5 protein-coding genes are annotated in these 5303 nt (G+C 70.5%); all 5 read right to left on the bottom strand.

All coding sequences use genetic code 11. The features are described from left to right. Nucleotides 1–986: zinc-dependent alcohol dehydrogenase family protein (locus tag AC3ET3_RS35835; RefSeq protein ID WP_432158856.1), on the bottom strand; the 986-nt coding region annotated here is incomplete at its 3' end. Beyond that, the gene (locus AC3ET3_RS35830; RefSeq protein WP_432139339.1) at nucleotides 983–1828 is read right to left on the bottom strand and encodes a carbohydrate ABC transporter permease; all 846 of its coding nucleotides are present in this window, start codon (nucleotides 1826–1828) and stop codon (nucleotides 983–985) included. The genes AC3ET3_RS35835 and AC3ET3_RS35830, both read right to left, overlap by 4 nt. Continuing rightward, nucleotides 1828–2775, bottom strand: coding sequence for a carbohydrate ABC transporter permease (locus AC3ET3_RS35825; RefSeq protein ID WP_432139340.1), 948 nt, complete (start codon nucleotides 2773–2775; stop codon nucleotides 1828–1830). Before AC3ET3_RS35825 ends, AC3ET3_RS35830 begins: the two co-directional genes overlap by 1 nt. Before the next feature lie 2 nt (nucleotides 2776–2777). Further along, nucleotides 2778–4139, bottom strand: a complete 1362-nt coding sequence (locus tag AC3ET3_RS35820; RefSeq protein ID WP_435613702.1) for an ABC transporter substrate-binding protein — start codon at nucleotides 4137–4139, stop codon at nucleotides 2778–2780. Between the two features lie 175 nt (nucleotides 4140–4314). Continuing rightward, nucleotides 4315–5085, bottom strand: coding sequence for a DeoR/GlpR family DNA-binding transcription regulator (locus AC3ET3_RS35815; RefSeq protein WP_432139342.1), 771 nt, complete (start codon nucleotides 5083–5085; stop codon nucleotides 4315–4317). Nucleotides 5086–5303 lie beyond the last annotated feature (218 nt).

The following is a 5303-nucleotide window of genomic DNA, read 5'->3' as shown; positions in this document are numbered from 1 at the left end:
GGAACGACCACGATCTTCCGGCCGACGCCCGCCGCGAACTGCTCCAGGGCCTGCGGGTAGCGCGCCAGCGGGAGCCGGTCGCTGATGAACACGTCCGGGTCCAGCACGCCGTTCGCGAACAGCTCGGCGGCCCGCTCGAAGCTGTGCAGGACGGCCATGGAGCCGGTGATGGTGATCTCCTGGTTGTAGATGCGGTACGGGTCGATGGTGACGCGGGCGGCGTAGTCGGCGACCCCGAACTGCAGGAACGTTCCGGCCTTCGCCACCCGCCCCAGGCCGTCCTGGATCGCCGCCGCGTTGCCGGTCGCGTCGACCACCAGGTCCCAGCCCTGGGGCCGCGCCAGCTCTTCCGCGGTGCCGGCGGCCCCGGAGACGCCCAGCCGGCGCGCGGTCTCCAGGCGGGCCGGGTTGACGTCGACCACGTCGACGCTCGCCGCGCCGGTCCGCTTGGCCAGCTCCAGCATCATCAGGCCCATCGTGCCGGAGCCGTAGATCAGGACGTGCGAGCCGAGGTTCGACTTCAGGACGTCGTAGCCGCGCACCGCGCAGGACAGGGGTTCGATCAGGGCCGCGTCCTCGGTGCGGACGTGCTCGGGCAGCTTCACGCAGTTCGCCACCGGCGCCACCGCGTACTGCGCCGCGCCGCCGGCCGTCGTCACGCCGATCGCGGCCCAGCGCTCGCAGAGGTTGTTGTGGCCGGTACGGCAGCGCCGGCACTCGTAGCAGTACAGCGAAGGGTCGACGGCGACCCGGTCGCCCACCGAGACCTCGGTGACCTGGCTGCCGACGCCGACCACCTCGCCGGCGAACTCGTGGCCGGGCACGAGGGGCAGCTTCGGCGCGAACTCGCCCTGGAGGATGTGCAGATCGGTGCCGCACAGACCGCAGGCGGCGACCTCCACGACGACCTCGCGGGGACCGGGCGTCGGGTCCGGGACCTCGGTGACGACGGCGCGGCCCACGGACTCGATGACGGCGGCCTTCATTTGACGGCTCCCAACGAAAGGCCCTGGACCAGCTTGTCCTGGGCGGCGAACCCCGCGGCGAGCACCGGCAGGGAGATGACGAGCGACGCGGCGCACACCTTCGCCAGGAACAGGCCCTGGCTGGTGATGAAGCCGGTGAGGAAGACGGGGGCGGTCTCGGCCACGACACCCGTGAGCACCCTGGCGAACAGCAGCTCGTTCCAGCTGAAGATGAAGCAGATCAGGGCGGTGGCGGCGATGCCGGGCAGCGCGATCGGCGCCACCACCCGGCCGAGGACCGTCGGCAGCCGCGCCCCGTCGATCTGGGCGGCCTCGATGATCGCGACCGGCACCTCGGAGAGGAAGGACTGCATCATCCACACCGCGATCGGCAGGTTCATGGCCGTGTAGAGGACGACCAGTGCCCAGATGTTGTCGAGCAGGCCGGTGTTCCTGGCGAAGAGGTAGATCGGCAGCAGGCCCGCCACCAGCGGCAGCATCTTCGTCGACAGGAAGAAGAACAGGACGTCGGTCCACTTCCTCACCGGCCGGATCGACAGTGCGTACGCGGCCGGCAGCGCGAGCAGCAGGGTCAGCAGGGTGGAAGCGGCCGACGCCGTCATCGAGTTGATCAACGGGGGCCAGGGGCTGGCGCCGCCGTCCACGCCGAAGAACTCGCGGTAGCTGTCCAGGGTGAGCGGGGCGGTCAGGGAGGGCGGGTTGGTCGCCGCGTCCGCCTCGGAGTGGAAGGAGGTCAGCGCCATCCACAGGACGGGCAGCACGAACAGCAGGCCGGCCAGCCAGGCGGCGAACCCGAGGGCGGCCCCCTGCAGCCGGGCCCGGGACCGGGTGAGGGTGGTCATCAGCGGGACACCTCCGCGCGGAACAGGGACGACACGACCCGCAGCGCGAAGGTCGCGAGGATCAGCGAGCCGATCACGACGACCACGCCGGCCGCGGACGCCAGACCGTTGTCGTGCGCCTGGTAGAAGGTCTGGTACACGGTGTACGGCAGGTTGGCGGTGCCGAGTCCGCCGGAGGTGATGGTGTACACCGCGTCGAAGTTCTGGACGATGTAGATCGAGCCGAGCAGCAGGCTGAGTTCGATGTAGCGGCGCATGTGCGGCAGGGTGATGTGCACGAACACCTGCCAGTCGCCGGCGCCGTCCATCCGGGCCGCCTCGATCAGCTGGGGATCGCGGCTCTGCAGCCCGGCCAGCAGGATCAGCGTCATGAACGGGGTCCACTGCCAGATCAGGGACGCCTCGACCGCCATGAGCGGCATCTCGGAGATCCAGTCCGGCTGCGGGGCGCCGTCGCCGCCGATCCAGTGCAGGACGCCGTTGAACAGGCCGTACTCCGGGTTGAACAGCACGTGCTTCCACAGCAGCGCCGCGGCGATCGGCACCAGCAGGAAGGGGGCGATCAGCATGGTGCGCACAGCGGCCCGGCCGCGGAACCGACGGTCCAGCAGCAGTGCCAGCAGCAGCCCGAGCAGCAGGCTGACCAGCACCACGGTCGCGGTGAGCAGGACGGTGGTGCCGACCGACCTGCGCAGCTCGGCGGTGCCCAGCACCTGCTGGTAGTTGTCGAGTCCGGCGAAGTGGCGGTCGTCCGGGTAGAGGGCGTTCCAGTCGAAGAAGGAGATGACCAGGGTGGCCACGAAGGGCAGCTGCGTCACCACGATCATGAAGACCAGGGCGGGCAGCAGGGGCGCCCGGGTGGCCCAGGCGCGCATCCGGTTCGGCCGCCGGGCCGCCGGCCGCGCGGGGGCGGCGGCGACCCGGGTGGGAGGAGTCGTGAGGGTCATGGCTACTGGTACTTCTCTCCGACGGTCTCGGCGAGCTGCTGGCCCTTGCTCAGCGCGCTGTCCACGGACTGCCGGCCGGCGATGGCGGAGCTGATCTCCTGGGAGACCTTGGTGCCCAGGTCGGTGAACTCGGGGATGCCGACGAACTGGATGCCGGGCGCGGGCCGGGGCTGCACGCCCGGGTTCTCCGGCTCGGCTCCCGCGATGGCGTCCCTGGTGACGTCCGCGAAGGCGGCGGCTTCCTTGCGGTACTCGGGTATGTCGTACGTCGACGCCCGCTTCCCGGCGGGGACGTTGGCCCAGCCGATCTGCTCGCCGACGAGCTTCTCGTAGTCCTTGCCGGAGGCCCAGGAGATGAACTTCCAGGCGTTGTCCGCGTTCTTGGACGCCTTCTGGACGCCCCACGCCCAGGTGTAGAGCCAGCCGGAGCTGTCGGTCCTCTCGACCGGGGCGGGCACGTAGCCGATCTTGCCCTTGACGGGGGAGCCGGACGCCTCCAGGGAGCCCGCGCCGGCCGTGGCGTCGTACCACATGGCGGTCTTGCCCTGGGTCATGTTGTTCAGGCACTCGGCGTACCCGGACTGGGCGGCGCCGGACTCGCCGTGCTCGCGGACCAGGTCGACGTAGAACCGGGTGGCCTTCTTGAACTCCGCCGAGTCGAGCCGGGCGTTCCACTCCTTGTCGAACCAGGTGCCGCCGAAGGTGTTGACCACCGTGGTCAGCGGCGCCATCACCTCGCCCCAACCGGGCAGGCCGCGCAGGCAGATGCCCTTCATGCCGGGCTCGGCGGCGTCCACCTTCGCGGCGAGGTCGGCGACCTGCGTCCAGGTGGGCTTGTCGGGCATGGTCAGGCCGGCCTTGTCGAAGACGTCCTTGCGGTACATCAGGAAGGACGACTCGCCGTAGAAGGGCTCCCCGTAGAGCTTGCCGTCCGCGGCGGTGAGGGCCTGGGTCATCGGCTTGAGGACGTCGTCCTGGTCGAAGGCGGTGTCGCCCGCGACGTACTCGTCCAGGGGGTGGAGCCAGCCGTTCTTGGCGTAGATCGGGATCTCGTAGTTGCTGAGGGTGGCCACGTCGTACTGGCCCGCCTGGTTGGCGAAGTCCTGGCTGATCTTGTCGCGGACGTCGTTCTCCGGCAGGACGGTGAAGTTGACCGTGATCCCGGTGTCCTCGGTGAAGTGGTCGGCGGTGAGTTTCTGCAGCTCCTGCATCTGGGGGTTGTTGACCATCAGGACGTTGATGGAGTCCCCGCCGGAGGAGCCGGAACCGCCGGCGCCCGAGCAGGCGGCGAGTGAGGAGATCAGCGTTCCTACGGCGGCCACGGCGAGTACGGCGCGTGGTGCTCGTCGGCTCTGGGTGCGCATGTGGTGCTCCTGAAATATGGGGACAAATCAGTGGGTCGGGGACATGCGGGTGCCGTTGTGGTGGATGCGGGGACGGGGTGGTGCGCTGGCGGGGTGGTGAGGTCGGGGCCGGAGGGGTGCGAAGAGGCGGTGAGTGGCGGGAGAAGCCCGGTGAGGGGTGAGGGGTGAGGGGGTGTCAGACGCGGATGACCTGCGGTCCCAGCAGTGAGTACCGGTGGGCCTCCGCCGCGGGCAGCAGGGTGCTCGTCACGATCGCCTCCAGGGCGCCGATCCCGGCGAACCGGCAGAAGCTGACCGCTCCGAACTTGGTGTGCACACCCGCGAAGACCGTGCGCCGAGCGGCGCGGATCGCCTGTGCCTTGACCTCGCCGACCGCCGGGTCGGGGGTGGTCAGCCCGTGTTCGCGGGAGATGCCGTTGGCGCCGACGTACGCCAGGTCGACGACGAAGCCGGCCAGCATCTTCGTCGTCCAGTGGTCGACGGTGGCCAGCGTGCCCGCGCGGACCCGGCCGCCGAGCAGCAGGACGCAGACGTTCTCCCTCTCGGCGAGCGCGCCCGCGACCGGCAGGGAGGCGGTGACGACGGTCAGCGGCCGGTCGTCGGGCAGTGCCTCGGCGATGAGCTGCGGGGTGAAGCCCTCGTCGACGAAGACCGTCTCGGCGTCACCGAGGAGTCCGGCCGCCGCCGCGGCGATCCGGCGCTTCTCGGGCACGTGGCTGGTGGCGCGGAAGGCGAGCGTCGTCTCGAAGCCGGCGCTCTCCACGGGGTAGGCGCCGCCGTGGGTGCGGCGGACCAGGCCGTGGTCCTCCAGGGCGCGCAGATCGCGGCGTACGGTCTCCTTGGCGACGCCCAGCTGGGTGGCGAGGTCGGCGACGTCGACCGATCCGGCGGCGCGTGCGACGCGCACGATCTCCCGTTGGCGTTCTTCCGCCGTTCTGGTGTTCATGGGTCGCACCTGCCTTCCGCTCGTCCGCCCGTTCGGGCCCGTCCGGGCCCGTTCGGGCCTTGGGGGAAGTTCTACAGCGGGTGCGAGGTGCTGAACAGGCCTGTTGCGGATCCGATACTGCCCGACTGTGCCCGTTTCGCGCGAGGGCGTGCCCGCCGCGGACCTGCGTGCTTGGGCGACGGGGAGTGGGATCGGGCGCGAGCGGTGCCCGAATGCGG

The sequence above is a fragment of the Streptomyces sp. bgisy159 genome, assembly GCF_057707805.1.
The sequence above is the reverse complement of the archived record's forward strand: the minus strand, read 5'-3'. Positions and strand labels throughout refer to the sequence as shown.